The sequence below is a fragment of the Flavobacterium tagetis genome (assembly GCF_016735615.1).
Taxonomy (GTDB): domain Bacteria; phylum Bacteroidota; class Bacteroidia; order Flavobacteriales; family Flavobacteriaceae; genus Flavobacterium; species Flavobacterium tagetis.
Map to the genome: position 1 here is coordinate 205483 of NZ_JAERSF010000002.1, position 20575 is coordinate 226057.

At 34.1% G+C, this 20575-nt stretch carries 20 protein-coding genes; 5 read left to right on the forward strand and 15 right to left on the reverse strand.

The window, feature by feature from the left end:
- Positions 1 to 46: 46 nt before the first annotated feature.
- A complete protein-coding gene (locus tag JI750_RS08280; protein WP_202000195.1) occupies positions 47 to 601 on the reverse strand; it encodes a thioredoxin family protein in 555 nt (184 codons plus the stop codon).
- Between the two features lie 125 nt (positions 602 to 726).
- Positions 727 to 1620 (reverse strand): alpha/beta fold hydrolase, encoded by an 894-nt coding sequence (locus JI750_RS08285; RefSeq protein ID WP_202000197.1) that lies wholly within the window; start codon positions 1618 to 1620, stop codon positions 727 to 729.
- Positions 1621 to 1750: 130 nt separating this feature from the next.
- Here JI750_RS08285 and JI750_RS08290 point away from each other — a divergent pair, with 130 nt between their 5' ends.
- On the forward strand, positions 1751 to 2086 hold the full coding sequence (locus JI750_RS08290; RefSeq protein WP_202000200.1) for a tRNA-binding protein: 336 nt from the start codon (positions 1751 to 1753) through the stop codon (positions 2084 to 2086).
- Between the two features lie 161 nt (positions 2087 to 2247).
- Here JI750_RS08290 and JI750_RS08295 read toward each other — a convergent pair whose 3' ends face one another.
- From JI750_RS08295 to JI750_RS08310, 4 genes are all read right to left on the reverse strand, one after another.
- On the reverse strand, positions 2248 to 2796 hold the full coding sequence (locus JI750_RS08295; protein WP_202000203.1) for an RBBP9/YdeN family alpha/beta hydrolase: 549 nt from the start codon (positions 2794 to 2796) through the stop codon (positions 2248 to 2250).
- A gap of 24 nt (positions 2797 to 2820) precedes the next feature.
- On the reverse strand, positions 2821 to 3645 hold the full coding sequence (locus JI750_RS08300; RefSeq protein ID WP_202000206.1) for an alpha/beta hydrolase: 825 nt from the start codon (positions 3643 to 3645) through the stop codon (positions 2821 to 2823).
- Between the two features lie 154 nt (positions 3646 to 3799).
- Entirely contained in the window at positions 3800 to 4168 is a 369-nt protein-coding gene (locus tag JI750_RS08305; RefSeq protein WP_095931384.1) for a PUR family DNA/RNA-binding protein, read from the reverse strand.
- Positions 4169 to 4236: 68 nt separating this feature from the next.
- Positions 4237 to 6015 carry an ABC transporter ATP-binding protein gene (locus JI750_RS08310; protein ID WP_202000209.1) on the reverse strand — a complete coding sequence of 593 codons (1779 nt, stop codon included), beginning with the start codon at positions 6013 to 6015 and terminating at the stop codon, positions 4237 to 4239.
- Positions 6016 to 6219: 204 nt separating this feature from the next.
- On the opposite strand from JI750_RS08310, the gene JI750_RS08315 reads away from it, so the two are divergent.
- The 3 genes from JI750_RS08315 (at position 6220) to yajC (ending at position 8864) form a co-directional block, all read left to right on the forward strand.
- A complete protein-coding gene (locus JI750_RS08315; RefSeq protein ID WP_305038669.1) occupies positions 6220 to 7326 on the forward strand; it encodes a Glu/Leu/Phe/Val family dehydrogenase in 1107 nt (368 codons plus the stop codon).
- Positions 7327 to 7563: 237 nt separating this feature from the next.
- On the forward strand, positions 7564 to 8475 hold the full coding sequence (nusB, locus tag JI750_RS08320; RefSeq protein WP_202000212.1) for a transcription antitermination factor NusB: 912 nt from the start codon (positions 7564 to 7566) through the stop codon (positions 8473 to 8475).
- Between the two features lie 113 nt (positions 8476 to 8588).
- Positions 8589 to 8864, forward strand: a complete 276-nt coding sequence (gene yajC, locus JI750_RS08325; protein ID WP_008462186.1) for a preprotein translocase subunit YajC — start codon at positions 8589 to 8591, stop codon at positions 8862 to 8864.
- A gap of 235 nt (positions 8865 to 9099) precedes the next feature.
- On the opposite strand, the gene JI750_RS08330 is transcribed toward yajC, so the two are convergent.
- From JI750_RS08330 to JI750_RS08360, 7 genes are all read right to left on the reverse strand, one after another.
- Positions 9100 to 9687: a YdeI/OmpD-associated family protein gene (locus tag JI750_RS08330; protein ID WP_202000215.1), complete on the reverse strand. Its 588-nt coding sequence runs from the start codon at positions 9685 to 9687 to the stop codon at positions 9100 to 9102.
- The gene (gene pepT / locus JI750_RS08335; protein WP_202000217.1) at positions 9687 to 10964 is read right to left on the reverse strand and encodes a peptidase T; all 1278 of its coding nucleotides are present in this window, start codon (positions 10962 to 10964) and stop codon (positions 9687 to 9689) included. The genes JI750_RS08330 and pepT overlap by 1 nt, the downstream gene beginning before the upstream one ends.
- A 117-nt stretch (positions 10965 to 11081) precedes the next feature.
- A complete protein-coding gene (locus JI750_RS08340) occupies positions 11082 to 12212 on the reverse strand; it encodes a formylglycine-generating enzyme family protein (RefSeq protein WP_202000220.1) in 1131 nt (376 codons plus the stop codon).
- Between the two features lie 98 nt (positions 12213 to 12310).
- Positions 12311 to 13303, reverse strand: coding sequence for a DUF6515 family protein (locus JI750_RS08345; RefSeq protein ID WP_202000223.1), 993 nt, complete (start codon positions 13301 to 13303; stop codon positions 12311 to 12313).
- A 72-nt stretch (positions 13304 to 13375) separates the two neighbouring features.
- Positions 13376 to 14596, reverse strand: coding sequence for an OprO/OprP family phosphate-selective porin (locus JI750_RS08350; protein WP_202000226.1), 1221 nt, complete (start codon positions 14594 to 14596; stop codon positions 13376 to 13378).
- Between the two features lie 24 nt (positions 14597 to 14620).
- Positions 14621 to 15199, reverse strand: coding sequence for a hypothetical protein (locus tag JI750_RS08355; RefSeq protein ID WP_202000229.1), 579 nt, complete (start codon positions 15197 to 15199; stop codon positions 14621 to 14623).
- 108 nt (positions 15200 to 15307) lie between these two features.
- Positions 15308 to 17743: an arylsulfatase gene (locus JI750_RS08360; protein WP_202000232.1), complete on the reverse strand. Its 2436-nt coding sequence runs from the start codon at positions 17741 to 17743 to the stop codon at positions 15308 to 15310.
- Between the two features lie 379 nt (positions 17744 to 18122).
- Here JI750_RS08360 and JI750_RS08365 point away from each other — a divergent pair, with 379 nt between their 5' ends.
- The gene (locus JI750_RS08365; RefSeq protein WP_202000235.1) at positions 18123 to 19157 is read left to right on the forward strand and encodes a quinone-dependent dihydroorotate dehydrogenase; all 1035 of its coding nucleotides are present in this window, start codon (positions 18123 to 18125) and stop codon (positions 19155 to 19157) included.
- Here JI750_RS08365 and JI750_RS08370 read toward each other — a convergent pair.
- Both JI750_RS08370 and JI750_RS08375 read right to left on the reverse strand, forming a co-directional pair.
- Entirely contained in the window at positions 19143 to 19859 is a 717-nt protein-coding gene (locus tag JI750_RS08370) for a DUF3307 domain-containing protein (RefSeq protein WP_202000239.1), read from the reverse strand. The two genes, JI750_RS08365 and JI750_RS08370, sit on opposite strands and share 15 nt — an antisense overlap.
- Complete coding sequence (locus JI750_RS08375) at positions 19856 to 20470, reverse strand: hypothetical protein (protein ID WP_202000241.1); 615 nt, start codon at positions 20468 to 20470, stop codon at positions 19856 to 19858. Before JI750_RS08375 ends, JI750_RS08370 begins: the two co-directional genes overlap by 4 nt.
- Positions 20471 to 20575 lie beyond the last annotated feature (105 nt).

Consider the following 20575-nt stretch of genomic DNA (forward strand, 5'->3'; position numbering starts at 1 on the left):
AAATTGATTTGCAAATATACGCAATCTTTTTGAATTTAGTGAGGTTTTACTTCCATTTAATACCACAGCCTAAACTTGGCTTTTGCGGTTCTTTTAAACTTCTGTTGTAAATCAAGGCATCAATTGCGCCTCTAAGGTCGCTTCCGCTAAGAGGAATTCCGTTGCCAGGCCTAGAATCGTCAAGTTGCCCGCGATAGAATAATTTGTCTTGATTATCAAACAAATAGAAATCTGGGGTGCAAGCCGCTTGATAAGCTTTTGCTGTTTCCTGACTCTCATCGTACAAATAAGGAAAATCAATTTTATTTACCATGGCAAAGTCCGTCATTAATTCTGGACTGTCTTCAGGGTATTTTACAACATCATTACTAGAAATAGCGATTACTCCTAATCCTTGAACGCGATAATCGTTCGCAATCATTACAATTTCGCTGATAACATGATGCACAAATGGACAATGGTTGCAGATGAACATCACTAAAGTGCCTTTCGAGCCTTTTAAATCTTCAAAAGAAAAGGCATTGTTCGAGTTGGTGTCTTTTAAATAAAAATCAGGTGCAATTGTTCCTAAAGGAAGCATTGTTGATTCAGTTCGTGCCATTTTATTCGAAATTTGATTTTCAAAAATAGTTTTAAAAATCTGTAAATAAAAGAGCACAAGATAAAAAATACCCAAAGAAAGCAGTTAGCTTATTCAGCTTGCTTCTTTGGGTACTTTTTTTGTTTTTATGAATTCAAAAATTCCAGTAAATCTTCGTTTAGTTTTTCTCTATCTGTATAAAAAAGGCCATGAGGCGCTCCTTCATATTCGATATAAGTATTATTTGCTATAGATTTTGCTGCTTTTCTAGATGTAAGATCAATAGGTACAATTTTATCGTCATCACCGTGAATAATCAAGGTTGGGACTTTTATGAAATCTAATTCGTCTCTAAAATCAGTATAAGAAAACGATTCAGCGCATTTTAGAGTAGCTCTTGGAGAAGCGACTGAACATAAAGCTCTGTAATATTCTAATAAAGGCGTGCTTAAGGGCTTATTAATAATATTGACCCCGAAAAACGTTTTCCCGAAATTATCAATAAATCCTATTCTGTCTTCTTTTATTGCTGCGGCAGTGTTTTCACTTTTCTCTTTTGGATGTCCGTCAGGATTATCTTGAGTTTTTAATAGAAATGGAATAATTGACGAAATCAAAGCTGCTTTGGTAACGCCTTTTCCGCCGTGACGGCTAAAATAACGAACCACTTCACCGCCGCCCATAGAAAAACCTACAAGCGTTACATTTTCTAATTCCAATTGTTCGATAATTTCTTTAAGATCATCTGCCAAAGTATCGTAATCGTAACCGTCCCAAGGTTGAGAAGATTTTCCGAACCCGCGTCGATCATAGGCGATTACGCGACAGTTGTTCTGTACTAGATGATCAATCTGATATTCCCACATTTCGTTAGAAAGAGGCCAGCCATGAATAAGGATTACAGGTTTTCCCTGACCATAATCCTTCACATAAAGTCTTACATTTTGAGCAGTTTCTATATATTTATCGGTGTGAACCTGTTTTAAATTAGATTCAAAATCTTTAATTGACATGCATGCATTTGGTTCAGTATGTTCCATGTTATATTTTTTTACGTGAGTATTTTTATTTTTCTTCTCGTAAAATTAGATTTAAAGAAAAAGAAATAGGTTATAGAATTAGGCGCATTAATTACAAAATTTATAGGTTTGTAAATAATACAATTTAAAAATGGATTTAACCTGGAACGAATTTGAACGCACCGATATGCGCGTTGGAACAATTATAGAAGTAAATGATTTTCCTGAAGCAAGAAAACCGGCTTATCAATTAACAATTGATTTTGGTTCAGAAATTGGAATTAGAAAATCATCTGCCCAAATTACCAAAAGATATCAAAAAGAAGATTTGGTTAATCGTCAGATTGTGGCAGTTGTAAATTTCCCAAGAAAGCAAATTGGAAAATTTATGAGTGAATGTTTGGTTTTAGGTGCAGTAGGAGAGGAAGGAGATGTGATTTTATTAGCTCCTGATTTTAAGATTGAAAATGGTCTACGTATTGGTTAATTTCTAATCAAATAAATTTTACCGCAAAGCACGCAAAGTTTTTTGCAAGTGACATTTTAGAAGATTTTAAAGTTCGCAAAGCTTTGCGAACTTTAACCGACAAAAACTTTGTATAAAGCCTTGCGTTCTTTGCGTAAATCTTTGCGAACTTTGCGGTTAAATTATAGATTTATCTTTTCAATTAACTTCTTTAATATCAACTGCCCGTCTTCCCAATATTTTAAGTCAGAATCAGAATTAATGTGTCCTTGCTGTCCGATATTTACAAAATCACTTCCCCAGTTTTCAGCGAAGAGTTTTTTTCTTTCAAAAGAAGCATAAGGATCATTTTCGCTCGCTACTACTACCGAAGGAAAAGGTAATTTATAAAGCGGAATTGGAGAAAAATTTCTTATGCATTCAGGTGTATGCTGAGGTGAATCAACATCAGCAGGAGCGACTAAAAAAGCCCCGATAATATTCGGATTATTGTATTTTTCTGCCCAATGCAAAACCAATGAAACAGCCAAACTGTGTGCAACTAAAATAGTGGGTTTGTCAAGTTTTAAGATGTTCTCGTTTAATCGTTCAAGCCATTCTCCTAGAATTGGTTCGTCCCAATTGTCTTGGACAACGCGAATTGAGTTTTCGAATTTTTTATGCCAAAAGGTTTGCCAGTGTTTTTCTCCAGAATCTCCAAGTCCTGGTATAATTAATAGTTGTGTCTCCATTGCCGTGGAATTTTTATTTAGTGATTATTTTTTGCGTTCTTTTAAAATTCGGTTTACTTCATTTACTAATAGCGGAAAAGCAGGTTCTGTCATACCATGGCCATAACCATCAAGTTCGTAAAGCTTGGTTTGCTGATGTCCGTTTAGTTTCATCATTCTTGCCATATAAGCGTTTTCTTCATAACGTCCAAGCATTTCCAGTTCGCGATCTCCAGTAATTAATAATAAAGGCGGAGCATCTGCACGAACGTGGTAAAGTGGTGCAAAAGCGTCAATTGTAGGCTGTTTTTCTGGAATTCCGTTTTCTCTTCTGATTTCGAAATGTGTAATGCATTGCCCGCTAAACGGAATAAGCCCCGCAATTTGATTCGCATCGATATTTTCTTTTTGAAGATATTTTTTATCCAATCCAGTCATCATTGCTAAATAACCTCCTGCTGAATGTCCTGAAACAAAAATAGAAGATTTATCTCCACCATAACTGGCAATATTATTAAATGTCCAAGCAATTGCTGCGGCTGCATCTTCAATTGCTTTTGCTGCTTTTGCTTTTGGAGATAATCTATAATTTACACCAATAATAGCAAAACCTTTATTTTTTAGAGCTTCAGGAATTTCTTTATTTCCGCCTGTTAATCCACCGCCGTGAAACCAGATTATAGTAGCGAAATCCTTTTTGTTTTTAGGGTAGTAAATATCCAACACGCATCTTTCGTTAATATATTTATCCGATTTATTTACAGCTGCATTATAATATTGGATATTGTTTTTCGTTTCATATTCTATATTCTGTGCAGATAATGAAATTCCGTAAAGGAAGAAACTTAGGAGGATAATTAATTTTTTCATTAGAGGTAAAGTGTAATTTGTAAAATTGTTAGAAGTAAAAGTTGAATGAATCGTACGTCTCACATTTTACAATTCAAATCTCAAAACATAAATATATAAAAAAAGTCCAAAATGCATAACAAATTGGACTCCTACTTATATAGATGATTTTGAATTAAATATCATCAAAATCAATATCTGTAAAACTAGATCTTTGGCTTTCAGTCTTTTCAGAGCTGTATTCTTTTTTGAAATCTTTTTGGTGTCTTTCAGAAATTACTTCTTCGCCTTTGTGGTTTAAAACATAAGAAGTCATTTCTTCTAATATTTCTGCGAAAGCACTAAAATCTTCTTTGTATAAGTAGATTTTGTGTTTTTTGAAGTGAAAAGAACCATCTTCTTCAGTAAATTTTTTGCTTTCTGTAATCGTGATATAGTAATCATCAGCTTTGGTAGCTCTCACATCAAAGAAATAAGTTCTTCTTCCTGCTCGTAATACTTTAGAAAAAATCTCTTCTTTTTCTAACATGTCATTTTCTCTCATAATACGTTCTATCATTTTTGGAATTAATAGTACTCAAAAATCATAAAAAATTATCTATTACGCAACAATTAAAGTAATTCTTTTTCCGAAAGTTGTTTTAAATATAACGATGCGTAATATCCTTCTTGATTTATCAATTGATTATGAGAACCTTGTTGAATTATCTTACCATCTTCGAGTATAATAATTTTATCTGCATTCTTTGCCGATGATACTCGATGGCTCACAATTATGGTTGTTTTGTCTTTAGAAATTTCAAATAAATTATTCAAAATCATTTCTTCCGTTTCGGTATCAACTGCAGACAAACAATCGTCAAAAAGCAAAATTGCTGGATTTTTGATAATCGCTCTTGCAATAGAAACACGCTGTTTTTGTCCACCCGAAAGTGTAATTCCTCTTTCTCCTAAAACAGTGTCGTACTGTTTGTTAAAGGCAATAATGTTGTCGTGAACTACAGCGTTTTTCGCGGCTTCAATCACTTCCTCGTCAGTTGCATTCTGATTTCCGAATTTGATATTGTTTTTAATCGTATCCGAAAATAAAAATGCGTCTTGAGGTACAATTCCGATATTATTTCTAAGATCATTTAGGTTTAAAGTGCTGATTTCGTTTTTATCAATTTTGACATCGCCTTCGGTTACATCATACAATCTCGAAATCAAAGAAAGAATGGTAGATTTACCAGAACCAGTTTTTCCTAAAATGGCTAAAGTTTCTCCTTTTTTTACTGTGAAAGAAATATTTTTTAAAGCTTCAATATTGGTGTCTTTATAAGTAAAAGAAACATTTTCAAAAGTGATATTTCCTTCTACATCTGATGAGCTTTCATTATTGTTTTTGATTTCTGGTTCGATTTTCAAAAACTCATTCAAACGTTTTTGAGAAGCTTCGGCTTCCTGAACCATCGAAGAAACCCAGCCTAAAGAAGCAACAGGCCAAGTCAGCATATTTACATATAAAATAAACTCTGCAATTGTTCCAATATTCGGGATAGTTCCGTTGATGTACATAACGCCTCCAAAATAAATTACAACCAAATTGCTGATTCCGATAAGTGCAATCATTAAAGGACCAAATAAAGATTGAACTCTTGCTAGGCTTAAGCTTTTGCGTTTGCTTTCTTCAGCCAAATCAACCATATTATTTTGATGCTGATTTTCTAAAGAATAGGCTTTAATGACACGAATTCCTGAAAATATTTCCTGAGTAAAGCTCGAAACTTTAGAAAGATATTGTTGGAAAGTAGTGCTTCGTTTATTGATTTCAGAACTTAATTTGAAAATGCAATATGAAAGAATCGGTAAGGGCAGTATAGTATATAAGGTAAGGCGAGGAGATACATTATACATATATAATATGACAATAATAAAACGAATGGCCGTATTTATAGTATACATAACAGCTGGACCAACATACATGCGGACTTTTGAAACGTCTTCGCTGATGCGGTTCATTAAATCTCCAGTACGATTTTGTTTGTAGAAAGTCTGAGAAAGATTTTCGTATTGTCTGAAAACTTCATTTTTTAAATCAAATTCAATGTGACGTGACATTACAATTAAAGTCTGACGCATTAAAAATGTTAAAAATCCCGCAACAATCGTTGTACCGATGATTAATAATACGTTATGAATTAAATCTTGACGAAAGGCAGCAATTACAATTTCTGACTTTTGGTCTGCAGCAGATAGTTTATCAAAATTCTCAATCGCGTTTAAAGACTTACTGATAAGCTTTGGAGTGTATAATGAAAATATTTGTGCGATTATAGTTGTTAAAATTCCAAGCGAAAAACTGTATTTATATTTGACGAAATATTTGTTTAAATAGCTTAATTCTTTCATTTTTTTAAGAAATCTGATATTGAATTGATTTGTATTTAAGAATTATTATTAAATAAAATTATAATAATTTGCGATTTAATCAAAACAATTATATTGTAATATTGTTATTTTAAAGATGAAAAATTAGCACATGTGTATTTTTTAATTATGTTTGAGATGTCTTTTTGACGAATTCATAATTTTAACCTAATTAATACTAGCGCTATGGATGCAACTTTCGCAACTGGAAAGGAACTTCAAAAAATGGATCCTGTTTTTGGTCAATTATCTTTTGACGATCACGAACAAATTGTATTTTGCAATGACAAAGATACAGGTTTAAAAGCAATTATTGGTATTCATAATTCGGTTATGGGGCCAGCTTTGGGAGGAACCAGAATGTGGAATTATAACACAGAATGGGAAGCTTTAAACGATGTTTTACGCCTTTCTAGAGGTATGACGTTTAAATCTGCCATTACTGGACTTAATATTGGTGGAGGTAAAGCGGTAATTATCGGCGATGCTAAAACACAAAAAACACCTGAATTAATGCGTAAGTTTGGTGAATTTGTTCATTCATTAAGCGGAAGATATATCACTGCAGAAGATGTTGGAATGGAAACTAAAGACATGGATACTGTAAGAGATGTAACGCCTTATGTTACTGGAATTTCTGAAGAAAGAGGTGGTTCTGGGAACCCTTCGCCAGTTACTGCTTACGGAGTTTATTTAGGTATGAAAGCAGCTGCTAAAAGTCAGTTTGGTACTGATGTTTTAGATGGAAAAAAAGTTTTGGTGCAAGGAATTGGGCACGTAGGGGAAACTTTGGTTGAGTATTTAACTAAAGAAGGAGCTCAGGTAACTATTTCTGATATTAATGAAGAAAAATTATACCAAGTTGCTTCAAAATACAATGCAACAATTTACACTGGTGAAGATTTATATACTGCAGATGTTGATATCTATGCGCCTTGTGCAATGGGAGCAACAATTAATGATAATACAGTAGATAAGATTAAAGCTAAAGTTATTGCTGGTGCTGCCAACAATCAATTAGCAGATGAAAATGTTCACGGTGCAAGATTGCAAGAAAGAGGAATTTTATACGCTCCAGATTTCTTAATCAATGCTGGTGGAATTATCAATGTTTATGCTGAATTAGCAAACTACGGTAAAGCTGAAATTATGGCTAAAACAGAAAATATCTATAATACAACTTTAGAAATTATAGATTTTGCTGCTAAAAATAATATTACAACTCATAAAGCGGCTCTTACAATTGCTCAAAATCGTATCGATCAAAGAAGAATCGAAAACGCTTCTAAGTAATTTTTTAAGCTTACAGTCTCAGTCTCAGTTTTCAGATCTACTGGAAACTGAGACTTTTTGTTTTTACTTAATGCTGAAAACCGAGACTGGAACTGAAAACTAAATAAAAATAAGACCAAAAGTCGCGACTTTTTTGCGAATTAATTTTAGAATACGCCTTAAAAGTTATACTTTTGCAGACTAATTTTTAAATGTTCTTACGAGGTGGTAAATAGAAGACACATACGCGTTAAAGTAATGCAATCCATTTATGCAATGCATCAAAGCGGTTCTGAAAATATGGAAAAAGAAGAGAAATTTCTTTTCTACAGCATTGACAATATTCAGGACTTATATCTTATAATGCTTTCTTCATTGATAGAAATTTGCAAAAAAGAAGCTGTCTATTTGCATCTGTCAAGTAAAAAACACCTTGCTACTGCAGCAGAACGTAATCCGAACGAAAAGTTCATCAAAAACAAAATCTTCCAGCTTTTAGCAGAAAGTAATTCTCTTAGCATTGCTTTAGAAAATCGTAAAATCAATAACTGGTCTTTAAACGATGATTATATCATTTTGCTTTTAAATGATGTTAAAGCAAGCGATATCTACAAAAAATACATGAGCAATAACGTCAATACGTTTGAAGAAGACAGACAATTTATTATTGATTTGTTTGAAAATGTTATTGTGCCAAATGAAAAATTATATGAATATTTGGAGGATGATAAATTAACTTGGGTTGATGATATTCCGGTTGTAAATACTCATATCGTTAAACAATTGAAAGCAATTAAAACAGAAGATCCAGACGATTTTAGAGTGCCAAAATTGTATAAAGATGTTGAAGATAAAGATTTTGCTAAAGATTTGTTTAGAAGAACAATTCTAAACGAAACAGCTTTTGCAAAAGAATACGAAGATAAAACGCCAAATTGGGATAGTGATCGTATTGCTGAAATTGATACAATTATCTTAAAAATGGCTATTTGCGAGTTTGTTAAATTCCCTTCAATTCCAGTAAAAGTAACTCTTAACGAATATTTAGAAATTGCAAAAGAGTATTCTACGCCAAAAAGTAGTATTTTTATCAACGGAATTTTAGATAATTTGGTTAAGGAACTGACTGCCAATAAAAAGATGGTAAAAGTAGGAAGAGGGTTAATGTAAAAATTTGAATTTTCAATTTTTAAAATTCCAAATTCCAACCACTTTGTCTCCCGGAGCAAAGTCAAAGAGCTAAAAAAAGAATATTAAATATAAATCAAAAACAAATTTAAATTATGGGACAATTATCTCAATTTGCGCCATTCCTTTTAATGTTCGTGGTAATCTATTTCTTCATGATCAGACCACAGCAAAAGAGAGCTAAAAACGAAAAAGAATTTGAAAGCAACCTAAAAGTAGGTGATAAAATAGTAACAAAAAGTGGTTTCCACGGTAAAATTGCTGAATTAGCAGAAACTACTGTTGTAATCGAAACTATGTCTGGAAAATTAAAATTAGAGCGTTCTGCTATCTCTTTAGAATTGAGCGCTGCTTTGAATAAAAAAGCTTAAGCTTTTTAAAATTCCAATAAAATTCAAAATCCCAAATTCCAAAAGGAGTTTGGGATTTTTTTATGTCATTGCGAGGGACGAAGTAATCGCATTACGTATAGCTATAATATTGAGATTGCTTCGTTCCTCGCAATGACTTGTAGAACGGAAAAAACCTTTGTCAAAGTTTTAAACTTTGACAAAGGTTTAGTTTCGCATAGTTTTGGAATTTGGATTTTAAATATTGGAATTTAATTTACCTGTATTTATCATTCAATCCCACATTCGCCAAAATCATCGGAACAACTTTCTCTATTCTGGCAAGTTTTGTTTTTTCCTGTTTAGCTGATTCAATATATTCTAAAAATTCATATTGTTTGTAAGGTTTGAAATTTTCAAAAGCTACTTTTAGGGCTGGATTTTGTTCCATTTCTTTATTCAAAAGCTCAGAAATAATCGCTTCTTTTTTGGAAGGTTTTATAACTTTCCCTTGCTTTTCATTTTCAATAGCTTCGTAAATATATTCTAAAATTTCTTTTTCGTTCACTTCCTCTTTAGAAGTAAAACGCCATTGTCTTAAAGATTTTGTTAGTTCTTCTTGAGCGTTTATCAGTTTCTTTTTTTCGTCTTTTAAGAAAACGCCATTAAAAAACCATATTGCAAAATAATCTTTGAATCCGCCAAGACCAATTACGTTTTTCTTCTCGTAAACATAAACTGGACCGCCCCATTTTGTGGTTTCAGTCAATTCGGTTTTATCAATAATCGATTTTAGGAAAAGTAATTCTTCTTCCCATTGATCACCGTATTTCCAAATGCCTTTATTTTCGGATTTTGATTCCATTATTTTCTTTTCTTAGATTTTTCTGGTGCGTCAAAAATTCCAGGAATAGCAGTTAATTCAGCAATTTTTACAATTACATCAGTTGCTTTCTGAATGCTTTCTGCTGGAACATATTCGTATTTTCCGTGGAAATTATGTCCGCCTGCAAAAATGTTCGGACAAGGTAATCCCATAAATGATAATTGAGAACCGTCAGTTCCGCCACGAATTGGTTTAATGATCGGTTTGATGTTCAATTCTCTCATCGCTTTTTCGGCAATGTCTACAATATATTTTACAGGAAGAACCTTTTCTTTCATATTGTAATATTGGTCTTTAACTTCAGCAGTTACAATATCTTCTCCAAATTTCTTTGCGAATTTTTTGTTGAATTGTTTCGCCAACTTATGAATCAATTCTTTTCTTTTTTCGAATTTCTTTCTGTTGTGATCACGGATAATTAGTTCTAAAACGGTTTCTTCAATATTTCCTTTTATGTGGTGCACATGGAAAAAACCTTCGTAACCTCTAGTTTCTTGAGGAGTTTCACCTTTTGGAAGTTCGTTGATGAAATCATTAGCCAAAAGCATAGAATTGATCATTTTTCCTTTCGCATAACCTGGATGGACACTTTTTCCTTTGAAAGTAATTTTAGCTCCAGCAGCATTGAAATTTTCATATTCTAATTCTCCAATCTGGCTTCCGTCCATAGTGTAAGCCCATTGTGCTCCAAATTTTTCTACATCAAAATGATGGGCGCCACGACCAATTTCTTCATCTGGAGTAAAACCAATTCTGATTTTTCCGTGTTTAATTTCTGGATGTTGGATTAGGTATTCCATTGCCGAAACAATTTCTGTAATTCCAGCTTTATCATCAGCGCCTAATAGTGTTGTTCCGTCAGTTGTAATGATGGTTTGTCCTTTATATTGTAATAAATCTTTGAAGTAATCTGGAGATAAAATGATGTTTTTTTCTGCATTCAAAACGATATCTTTTCCGTCATAGTTTTCAACGATTTGCGGTTTTACATTAGCTCCGCTAAAATCTGGAGAAGTGTCAAAATGAGAAACAAAACCAATAGTTGGTACTTCATGATCAACATTACTTGGCAGCGTCGCCATGATATACGCTTTGTCATCAATCGTTACATCTTCAAGGCCAATTGCTTTTAATTCGTCAACTAATTTATTGGCAAGATTCCATTGTTTTTGTGTGCTCGGTGTTGTTTGTGAATTTGGATCTGATTCCGTATCAATCGTTACATAACTGATAAATCGATCTATGATATGTTGCATTTTTTTTAATTTTTAGCAAATATAGAAAAATTTTTCTGCTAGGAAATTTAGCTTCCTAATATCTGAATTAATAAAAAAGGGATTCTAAATTGAATCCCTTTTGGTATCTTAAATTTGTTATTTACTTTTTACGCATCTAAAACCTACGTGGTTTGCGGCAGATCTAATTTCGCCTTTTCCTCTTGTTCCAACCATATAACGAGTACAGTATTGATCGGTGCATAAGAACGAACCGCCACGATGAACTCGTTTTATTTCCGATGGATCACTAGGATCATAATAAGCACTCGGTCCCTGTGGGTTTTTTGTTACTTTTCCGCTTTCTGCTAATGATTTGTAATAATCTACGCTGTACCAATCGTTTACCCATTCCCATACATTTCCAGCGATATCATATAATCCGTATGCATTTGGAGCATATTGTTTGGTTGGGGCAATTCCTTTAAATCCGTCTTCTCCAGTATCACCGTCCTTAATTGGAAAATGGCCTTGGTAGATGTTAGCCTGAAATTTTCCTTTTGGTTTTAAATCATTTCCCCAAGCGTATAAATTTCCAGTTTTACCGCCTCTTGCAGCAAATTCCCATTCAGCTTCTGTCGGAAGTCTTTTTCCAGCCCATTTTGCATAAGCCGCAGCATCTTCATAGACAACATGTACAACAGGGTATTTTTCTTTTCCTATAATGTTGCTTTGCGGGCCTTCAGGGTGTCTCCAATCTGCACCTGGTTCGTAACGCCACCATTGCAAGAAATTGTTTAAATTAACTGCTGATGGTGTAGGAGTGAAGACTACAGAACCTGTTACTAAATCTTCCTCGTTTGCCGTTGGAAATTCTTCTTTAGTTGGTTTTTGTTCAGCAACCGTAACATAACCAGTAGCTTTTACAAATTTTTCAAATTCTTCATTAGTTACTTCAGTTTCATCCATATAATAGCCATCTACATAAACTCTATGTATTGGAGCTGCGTCTTTAGTGACTCCTTTAATGCTGCACAAACTTTCATCTTCAACATTGGTACCCATAGAAAATTCACCTCCAGGAATCCAAACCATGCCTTTTGGCGCTTTTTCTGTAGGTTTAAATTTGTTTTCTACAGTTGGTTTAAATTCAGATTCTATGTTGCTTGGTGTCTCGTGACACTCTACAGCTGTTTTTTCTGCTTTATTTGTGAATTTAGTATAACTGTAAGCAATTGAAATAATGGATAATGTGAGTAATGCAAAAATCCAAAAGGTTTTGTTTTTCATGGTTTATTATTTTTGAGCTTATAATGGTTGTCAATAGCAGGTATAAAATTAGGTAAAATTACTTTTATAAATATAGTAATTTTATAGAATTAATAAAATTAGCTTTCTTTCTCAACCGAAACTACTTCGTATTTATCTTTTCCATCAATCTGTACGGGCTGATAATAGGTTTCTCCAAATTTTACATATTTGGCATCGCCAATTGTCACTTCTTCTCCGCCTTCAGGCAAGTTTTCTACAATTGTTCCAGCAGTAGGAGCAACGACAGTATATTTTCCACCGTCTTTTTCGTAATACGTTCCTCCGTAATAGTAATTATTGACTGTTCCTGTATTGACTGTTTCTGCTCCACTCGGAATATTATTTACAGTTCCGCCAACTGGTGCAGGTACAGCAGTATAACCGCCATTTGTCGAGGTATACCAAACTCCTTGGTCGTAGTGATATTTCTGATTTTCCACACTAACAATAATCGCTGTAGTTGCTAGAGTTGCAACAAAAAATCCCCAAGGATGCCAAACTGGTCCCCAATAAAAAGGTCTGTAAGGACGTGGATAATAAGGATGGTAGCAATTGTATCTGTAACCACCGTATACATAAGGTGGACGTGTATATGGTCTATATCCGGGACGAACTACCGTATTTCGATTATTGCGAACATGAACACTATTGTTAACATTGATGTTGACGTTATTTCTGTTTCTGTTAACGTTATTGCCGCTTATGTTGGTATTTCTGTTACCAACATTGTTTCTATTTACAGTATTATTTCGATTTACTGTGTTATTTCTATTAACAGTATTATTTCTATTGGAATTGTTTGATGGTCTTGTAATTTTAGTTCCAGAATTATTAGCTCCAGGTCTGGTTGTTGCAGGCCTAGTTGTCGCTGCTGGTCTTGATACATTGGGTCTAGATTGAGTAGCAGGTCTTGCTTGTCTGGTATGCGTTGCACCTCCAGCTCTATTCATTCCTCCACCGCCTCCAGCTCGATGACGTTGCGCTAAGGCATCAGCTGAAATAAAGAAGAAAATTCCAATTACGCACAGTAATAGTGCAGGGTTTTTTACTATTTTGGATATGTTTTTCATATTCAGTAATTTATGTGATTTAAAGTTATGAAAAAAAATGTTCGATTTATGTTAATGAGCTAAAAGTTTAAATCACAATGAAATATCCCATTGTATTCTAAATCTCCATCCTTCCTGCAGTGGAAGTGTTTTGTCTTGAAAACTGAAATAACTTACCTCTGAAGTCAGTTTGTTTTTATGGCCCTTAAAAAACCAGTTAAAGGCCAATGTTGACTCATCCTGCCTATTTGCTCTTATCGAATTATCAGGTCTGTATGCGGCATGGCGACCAGCCATTTCTAAACGTTTTGGCCACCATTCAAAAACATTATGAAAAAAATATCCTGCCTGAACGTAATATCCTTTCATTATGGTGGTGTCATCATTATTTATTTTATCAATAATTTCTTTGGTATGCCATTCGCTCTGCCAAGAGAAGCCACGGTACATAAAAGCAGTTTCCAAATTCCATTGATTGACTCTGTACTGTCCTGGCAAACCATTTTCAAATCCGTCTAAAGAACCTCCTCCTGCTTGTGAAAAGCGGGTGTATGGGCTTCGGTTGGTGATGGCAGAGAAAGCAATAATTGGAGTTGGTTTTTCGTGAAATTCTAAGTCACAGCCTTCAAAATCAAGAAACCTTCCTAGAAAGTTCCATTGTGCTCTTCCAAAATACATTAAATGATTATCGTCGTTTGAAGTGCTTCCGCGCCCTGTTCCTGTTAGAGCTGCAGCCCAATAATTAAAATCGGCAATTCCAGTACCTTTTAAATGTCCGTAAACTTCAACTCCCAATTGTCTATCTACAGTAAACGGGCGGTTAATAAGAGATCGATCTACCATTTGCTGTTCGCCACTGCTGATGAAGCGTTCGCGTGTAAATTCTGTTTTCCATTGCCCAACTTTAAAACTCAGGAAATCCCATTTCTCGATCATAATTCTGAAATCCAATAAATTAGATTGACTTAATTCGTATTCCCAATAGTATTTAAGCCAAGGTTCAAAAGCATGACCGCCAATTTTTAATCTGGCACGGTTTATTTTAAAAGTAGTTTTAGCATCTTGGCTATAATCATCATAAGTTAAAGGGTCTGTATCATTTGGTGTTGAAAAACGAAATTGCAGACGACTTGCCAATTGAAATAGGAATTTTTTATCGCGGGTTTCTAATTCAATTCCTTTACTGCCATATCGTACATTCATTAGTTTCGTAGTATCTTTTTCTTGCTGAGAAAGTCCTTTAAAACTAATCAAGGAAAGAAAAACTAAGAGAAGAATTTTAGAGATATGATTGAATTTATTTGAGCTATACATAAGATCAGTAGGTTTGAATAAAAATTATTTTCCTCCAAAGTTTTTTGCGATGCCTAAACCAATTCCCCAGCTGTCATAAGCATTCCATTTAAAATCGTAGCTGACAGTTCCGAAAATTTCCCAGCCTTTTGGCAGTTCGTAGCCATATTCAACTCCCGCTCTGGTCAGGAAAAAATCTTCTTCTTTAGCAAATTCACCTCCAAATCCTAAAAGAAAACTCCAATGCTCGTTAGGTTTATAAATTCCCATTAGAGCAGGAGCAATAGGATAACTTCTTTCTACCGTTTCTTTGTTGTCTCCGCTGGCATATATCTTTTCTACCTTAAATTTTTCGACAATAAAATCGGTATGTAAACCAATAGCCCATTTTTCATGAAATTGATAAGTATAATCAATTCCCCACGCTGGAAGAGTTAACGTCTCGCGATTTCCTTCTTCATCACGGCCTTCAAAAACATGAACATGGTTGATAGAAATCCCAATTTGATGATGTGGTTTGAATTTTTTTTCTTCGTTTTCCTGAGCTGAAATTTTGTTTTGAATGATTAAGTACAAAAGAGCTGTTAGAAAAAGTGTTTTTTTAAGATGGCTTGTACTAGTCATTGTGATTTAGTTTTTAATCTTTAATCTTTAATCTTTAATAAAAAAAGAAGTATTTTATTTACTTTTTTCAGTATATAAATACCTCTTTAATTTTATTTTTCTATAAGACTACTCGCTTTTCATAATTCTTAAAGCTTCTTTATTAAGATCTTCATAGCTTTGTTCGCTAATATCAACACCAACACCTAAAATTTCTCCACCTTTAAAAGTACCTGGTGATTTATATTGATGACTTACAGCGTCGCCACTATCGAATCCTACACAAAGACCATCACCAGAAAGTGTGAATTTACCTGGTTGTGTTTTCATAGGACCTTTGGCTACTTCTTTGCCGTCAATGTATAAATGACCTGTACCAATTTGTTCTCCGTTTTTACCAGTACTTTCTCTTACAAACTCAAATCCCAAGGCATGTTTACCAGGAGTTAAGGTAGCCGATGAAACAAAAGATTGTTCTGGCTGAATTCCTAAGAAATTATAAACATAGTGTAATTTATTGTCTTTGATGAATAAAGTGTGTCCTCCAAAGCGAGATCCGTGAGCAAAAACTACTCCTGAAGCTCCCGATTTAATATCTACATCACCTACAATTTTGTATGAGCGACCGCGTACGTTTACTGCTACACCTTCTGGTACAGCAGCAGTTCCAGGATAGTAAATGTAACGAGTTTTTGGTTTTTCTTGAGAAGGACGTTCCGTGCTTAATAATTCCATAGGAGAACGGTCGTCTAGAGGTAAAACTAAATTTTTAGCAGCTTCGTCAAACCAAGCGTCTTTAAGTTCTTTTAATTTTTCAGGATACTTTTTAGCCAAATTGTTTGACTCAGCTCTGTCCACATCTACATTGTATAATTCCCATTCGTCTTTGTCAAAGTTGCTTTTACCAGTAAGCGGTACATGTACAGCAACTGCTTTCCAACCGTCTTTCCAAATTGCACGAGTCCCTAACATTGTATAGTACTGTATGTGTTTTTGAGTAGGAGCATCTGGTTTAGCATCAAACGAGTATTTCATTGAAACTCCAGATAATGGATATTGATCTACGCCATTATATTTAGTAGGCATTTCTAGACCACAGATGTCTAAAATTGTAGGTACAATGTCAGTAGAATGGTGGTATTGATTACGGATTTCACCTCTGGCTTTAATTCCTTTTGGCCATGAAATTACTAATGCATCACAAGTTCCTCCTGCATAATTACTGTAACGTTTAAACATTTTGTAGGGAGCAGAGAAAGCTGCAGCCCAACCAGTAGGATAATGCTCGTAAGTATCTGGACCTCCTAGTTTATCCAAATATTTTAAATTTTCAGATAATTCATCAGGATAACCATTAAAGAATTTGTTTTCGTTTACAGATCCAGATGGAGAACCTTCACCCGAAGCACCATTATCGGCAGCATAAAGAACTACAGTATTTTCTAACTGACCTGTTTTTTCTAAATACTCAATAACACGTCCTACTTGAGCATCAGTGTATTCGGAGAAACCGGCATATACTTCGGCTAGTTTTGAGAATAATTTTTTCTCATCAGCACTTAGTTTATTCCAAGGTTTTACATAATCACCAGGATTAGCAATATTAGGAGGTAAGAAATTGAAATCGGTGTTTTTAGTTCCTTTAGGTACAATTCCTTTAGCAATCATACGTGGTAATACCCATTCGCGATAAGCATCGTAACCAGTATCAAATTTTCCTTTGTATTTAGCAATGTACTCTTCTGGTGCATGGTGTGGTGCATGGTTCGCTCCAGGGCAATACCACATATACCATGGTTTAGAAGGGTTGGTGGCTTTTTGATCTTTGATGTATTCAATGGCTTTATCGGCTAAATCTTTAGATAAGTGATAGCCCTCTTCAGGAGTATAAGGTGCCTCAATAAAGTGGTTGTCTTCTATTAAATCAGGATACCATTGGTTGGTTTCACCTCCTATGAATCCGTAATAGCGGTCAAAGCCCATTTGGGTTGGCCATTGTGCTTTGGAGCCCCCAGAAGAAACGTCTTGTTCTGGTACGTTGTGGTTTTTTCCAATCCAGAAAGTACTCCATCCTGCTTGTTGTAGTACTTGACCAATTGTAGCACACTGAGCTGGGATTTGTCCGTTTGCTCCAGGATAACCATCTGTAGTTTCGGTGATGGATGCCATACCGTTTAAGTGGTGGTTACGACCAGTTAATAAAGTAGAACGAGTTGGCGAACATAATGCTGTAGTGTGCCATTGGGTGTAGGTAATACCATTGTCCGCTAATTTTTGTAGTGTTGGCATGTTTATGGCTCCTCCATAAGGTGACCAAGCAGCCTGTCCTGTGTCATCGTATAAGATAAACAATACGTTTGGCGCACCTTCTGGAGCTGATTTTTTAGTGTAGGGTTTCCAGTCTGGTTTTGAATTTCTAATATCAAGTTCGATGACACCATGGAAATTTTCTTTAGTTACTTTCTGCGGATCTGCCTGAGCAGATATTTTTGAAGTTAAGCCAAATGAAAGGCAAAATAGCAGGGTGAAAATACTTTTTAGGATGAATTGTTTACTGACTTTCATGATTAAAGTTATTAATTAATTAATCTTTTTAAGGGTGCTCTTTTGAATCTGGATATAAAAACAATCTAAAAAAGAATAGAATTTCTATTCTTTTATAAATCAATCTGTTTTGATGATATATAATATGAGATGAACATCTCAAAAGTAAATATTATTTACCCCAAAAGAGGATCTTAGAAGAGCCAAACTTGTTTCATTTTATAACTTGCAACATAAAAAAAACACGTTTTTGGGCTATTACATTGTAAGTTTTTAAAATTGTTTTAATTGTAAGTCGAATAATTAAACAAAAAGGAAATTATTTGTTTTTTGGAAAAAGACACCTTTTTAAACTATAATATTTAAATTTGCATCCGAAAAAAATAACAACACAACTCTTATGTATAAATTGATAATTCGTCCGATACTTTTTTGTTTTGATCCTGAAAAAGTACATTATTTTACTTTTTCATTTGTAAAATTCATTTCAAGAATCCCTGGTGTCTCGGCAATTATAAAATCAATTTATGAAGTAAAAGATGCTCGATTAGAGAGAGAAGTTTTCGGAATTAAATTTAAAAACCCAGTTGGACTTGCGGCGGGTTTTGATAAAGATGCAAAGCTGTATAAAGAACTAGGAGATTTTGGTTTTGGTTTTATTGAAATCGGTACTGTAACGCCAGTTGGACAAGAAGGGAATCCTAAAAAACGTTTGTTCCGTTTAAAAGAAGACCAAGCGATTATTAATCGAATGGGGTTTAATAACGGTGGAGTTCTAGAAGCGGTTGAACGATTGAAAAAGAATTCAGGTGTTTTAATTGGAGGAAATATCGGAAAGAATAAAGTAACCGATAATGAAGATGCGGTTAAAGATTATATCATTTGTTTTGATGCTTTATTTAATCATGTAGATTATTTTGTAGTGAATGTGAGTTCTCCAAATACACCAAATTTGAGAGCTTTACAAGATAAAGAACCGTTAACGGCTTTATTGCAGACGTTGCAGAACAGAAATGTCGAAAAGCAAAAAACAAGCACTCAAAAAGTAAAACCAATTCTTTTAAAAATTGCTCCAGACTTAACAGATGAGCAATTATTGGATATTATTGATATTGTAAAAACAACGCAAATTGCAGGTGTTATTGCAACAAATACAACAATTTCTAGAGAAGGTTTGCAATCTGCAAACCAAACAGAAACAGGAGGTTTGTCTGGAAAACCATTGACGAAACGTTCTACAGAAGTAATTCGTTTTCTTTCAGAAAAAAGCAATAAAGCATTCCCAATTATTGGAGTAGGAGGAATTCATTCTGCTGATGATGCGATTGAAAAATTAAATGCAGGAGCAAGTCTAGTGCAATTGTATACAGGATTTATTTACGAAGGTCCAGCATTGATAAAAGCAATCAACAAAAAAGTTTTAGAGCAATTGTAAAAATAACGCTTGAACGGCTAATCCGGCAAGTATTGCAATTCCAAAACTGATTAAAGTGCCGATTAAAACATATTCGGTCAATTTTCTGTCTTTGGCTTCTTTTAAGTCTCCGAATCTGAAAATAGATTTGGCAGCCAATAGAAAACCGATTGCTTCAAAATGCCCGGTTAAGATAAATCCGAATACAAACAAGCGTTCTAAAATACCAATATAATTTCCAGCAGCAATTAGTGAGTTATCCTGATTGCTGTTTTTGCTTTCTGGCGCCCAGATTGAGATTATGGTCTTTATAAAAATGGAGGTTGGTTTTGTAAGCAATAAAAATCCAGTAAGTAGAATCCAAAATTGATTATTTTTCCAAAAATCAGGAATTGGCTTGTTTTCGTACAGAAGTGCAATTCCGATTAAAATTAAAATATGCGCAATCTGGTCAAGAACAAACCAAGTGCGTTTGGTTTTGGCTTTCTGGAAATTCAGTTTTATTAGATCGATGATTCCGTGAGTAACAGCAATAAGTAAAGCATAAGGTATAAAACTGATTTCGCCAACTAAAACTGCAGTCAAAACTCCATGAAGCAAAATGTGCACATATAGGTAAAAACTTTTGTGCTTTTTAATTTCTTTGTCTGCCACCCAAGAATTGGGTTGAAGAATAAAATCACCTAATAAATGGGCAAGAAGCAGTTTTATAAATAAAATCATGGGGCTGTAAGTTGTTTTATTTGCTTTCTAAAGTATTGATCTAAATTCATTACCAAATCAAACTGAGCACGTTTTTGTCTTCGGCTCACGGCGGCTTGGTTGATGCCTAATTTTTGTCCTAATTCTTCTTGAGACAAATTCGGGTTTTCAATGGCAACAGCTACAAATTCTGCCGATTGTACCAGCCAACTGTCCATAAAGGTCAATGCCAGTTGTAGCATTAAATTTATTTTTTCGTCAAAATCTATATTTCCTGTTCGAAGTGCTAATGTAACTTTCTGCTTTTTTAAAGTTTCAAATAGTTCTCCCGAATGTATAAAAGCAGAACCATTACTTTCAGAAATTCTTTCAGCATTATGCGTCTTATCTCCAAAACCAATACTCATTCTTGCGTCAGATTTTATGGCTCTTAAATGTGCTTTAACCAAAATAGCGGCTAACAATGCGTCTTCGGGATTACTGACTTCAATTTGAAATTCATCTCCACGATATACTTCCCATTGACTTGGCGTTTTGCCAAATGGAGCTAAGATTTTCTTTAAATCTTCAACCCAATGTTCAGATTGCTGTTGTCTGGAACCAATTATGTCACCTGTAATTACACTAGTCATAACTCAAATATAATTAAAAATTATAAATTTTCTATTACAAATATACGTAATAAGTTTTATATTACGTTTTTGGGTAATAATTTAAAATATTACTGTTTTAGGTAA

Coding starts and splice junctions, on each gene's coding strand:
- JI750_RS08280 (WP_202000195.1), bottom strand. CDS start 601: ATGGCACGAACTGAATCAACAATGCTTCCTTTAGGAACAATTGCACCT.
- JI750_RS08285 (WP_202000197.1), bottom strand. CDS start 1,620: ATGGAACATACTGAACCAAATGCATGCATGTCAATTAAAGATTTTGAA.
- JI750_RS08290 (WP_202000200.1), top strand. CDS start 1,751: ATGGATTTAACCTGGAACGAATTTGAACGCACCGATATGCGCGTTGGA.
- JI750_RS08295 (WP_202000203.1), bottom strand. CDS start 2,796: ATGGAGACACAACTATTAATTATACCAGGACTTGGAGATTCTGGAGAA.
- JI750_RS08300 (WP_202000206.1), bottom strand. CDS start 3,645: ATGAAAAAATTAATTATCCTCCTAAGTTTCTTCCTTTACGGAATTTCA.
- JI750_RS08305 (WP_095931384.1), bottom strand. CDS start 4,168: ATGAGAGAAAATGACATGTTAGAAAAAGAAGAGATTTTTTCTAAAGTA.
- JI750_RS08310 (WP_202000209.1), bottom strand. CDS start 6,015: ATGAAAGAATTAAGCTATTTAAACAAATATTTCGTCAAATATAAATAC.
- JI750_RS08315 (WP_305038669.1), top strand. CDS start 6,220: ATGGATGCAACTTTCGCAACTGGAAAGGAACTTCAAAAAATGGATCCT.
- nusB (WP_202000212.1), top strand. CDS start 7,564: ATGCAATCCATTTATGCAATGCATCAAAGCGGTTCTGAAAATATGGAA.
- yajC (WP_008462186.1), top strand. CDS start 8,589: ATGGGACAATTATCTCAATTTGCGCCATTCCTTTTAATGTTCGTGGTA.
- JI750_RS08330 (WP_202000215.1), bottom strand. CDS start 9,687: ATGGAATCAAAATCCGAAAATAAAGGCATTTGGAAATACGGTGATCAA.
- pepT (WP_202000217.1), bottom strand. CDS start 10,964: ATGCAACATATCATAGATCGATTTATCAGTTATGTAACGATTGATACG.
- JI750_RS08340 (WP_202000220.1), bottom strand. CDS start 12,212: ATGAAAAACAAAACCTTTTGGATTTTTGCATTACTCACATTATCCATT.
- JI750_RS08345 (WP_202000223.1), bottom strand. CDS start 13,303: ATGAAAAACATATCCAAAATAGTAAAAAACCCTGCACTATTACTGTGC.
- JI750_RS08350 (WP_202000226.1), bottom strand. CDS start 14,596: ATGTATAGCTCAAATAAATTCAATCATATCTCTAAAATTCTTCTCTTA.
- JI750_RS08355 (WP_202000229.1), bottom strand. CDS start 15,199: ATGACTAGTACAAGCCATCTTAAAAAAACACTTTTTCTAACAGCTCTT.
- JI750_RS08360 (WP_202000232.1), bottom strand. CDS start 17,743: ATGAAAGTCAGTAAACAATTCATCCTAAAAAGTATTTTCACCCTGCTA.
- JI750_RS08365 (WP_202000235.1), top strand. CDS start 18,123: ATGTATAAATTGATAATTCGTCCGATACTTTTTTGTTTTGATCCTGAA.
- JI750_RS08370 (WP_202000239.1), bottom strand. CDS start 19,859: ATGATTTTATTTATAAAACTGCTTCTTGCCCATTTATTAGGTGATTTT.
- JI750_RS08375 (WP_202000241.1), bottom strand. CDS start 20,470: ATGACTAGTGTAATTACAGGTGACATAATTGGTTCCAGACAACAGCAA.